At 45.7% G+C, this 1,270-nt stretch carries 2 protein-coding genes; both read left to right on the top strand.

Features of this window, described 5'->3' with window-relative positions:
- The coding region (gene pilM / locus ACTHUM_RS14440; RefSeq protein WP_440403217.1) for a pilus assembly protein PilM at positions 1 to 679 on the top strand (679 nt) is incomplete at its 5' end.
- Positions 680 to 683: 4 nt separating this feature from the next.
- On the top strand, positions 684 to 1,270 hold a 587-nt coding region (locus tag ACTHUM_RS14435), incomplete at its 3' end, for a PilN domain-containing protein (RefSeq protein ID WP_440403216.1).

Raw genomic sequence — 1,270 nt, 5'->3', positions numbered from 1 at the left:
AGCTGAAGAAGTCGGTTCGGGTCAGCATGTTTTAGCTGTTGCCGCCAAAAAAGACGATGTCGAGCCACGCATTGAAATGTTTGAAAATGCCGGTCTGCCTTTGTCTGCTTTGGACTTGGACTTGCTGGCGCAACGCAATGCCTTTGTCTATTGGATGAATACGCATGCTCCCGAAATGGCAGAGGAAAAAGTTGCCGTGTTCGGTATTCATGCGACTCAAATGTATGCCCTGATTCTGCAAAACGGCCGTATCCTCTACAAACAAGAAACACCGGTCAGTACAGAGCAGCTCAATCAGCTGATTCAGCGTACTTATCAGGTAACGGAAGAAAAAGCCGCTCAAATGATGGCTTCCCAAAACAAGCCTTCCGACTACCAGTCTCAGATTGCCGACCGTTTTAATGTGCAGGTTGCACAAGAAGTTCAGCGTGTCCTGCAATTTTACTATACCACGCAGGCCACTGATTCTTTTCACAATATCAAACACATCCTGCTGACCGGCTTTACCGCGCAGCAGGCAGGTTTGGCAGAAAGCATTTTCTCGCAAACCAATACGCCAACAGAATATCTGCATCCGATTTCATATGTGGAACGCAGTGCAAAAGTAGAATTGCCGCAGTTTCAAATTGATGCGCCGTCACTGACTTTGGCGTTCGGATTGGCATTAAGGGGACTTTGAGAACATGATCGAATTAACCAGAATCAACCTTCTCCCATATCGGGAAGAGATTAAACAGCGCAAGCAGCAGCAATTCAAAATATTGATGCTTGGCGCTTTTGCAGTAGGTTTGGGCTTGGCGGCCGCTACCTATCTTGGTATTGACAGCGCCATCAGCAATCAAGAAGGCCGCAACAACTTCCTGCAAACCGAAATCGACAGACTTGATAGAGAATTGGGCGAAATCGATAAACTTCAGCAAGAAAAAGAAGCCTTCTTGGCCAAAAAACTGAAAGTTGAAGAGTTACAGGAAAAACGCTATCAAGCGGCCTATATCCTTGATTCTTTGAATACACTTACGCCCGATAATACTTATTTGACCGCGTTGGAAGCCGAAAGTCCGACCAGCTATAAAATCAGCGGTCATGCCATCAGCGACAATAAAATTGCCGTTATGATGCGCTCCTTGCCAAGTACAGGTATTTTCTTGCAGCCTGAATTGTTGAGCATTAAAAAAGTAGATAACTACCAAGAATTTACTTTGAAATCTTCAATCAACCAAGTGAATACGCCGGCTCCTGCACCAACTGCCCAAAGTAGCGGTGAAATGGC

This window comes from Neisseria sp. P0021.S006 (assembly GCF_051956895.1).
The sequence above is the reverse complement of the archived record's forward strand: the minus strand, read 5'-3'. Positions and strand labels throughout refer to the sequence as shown.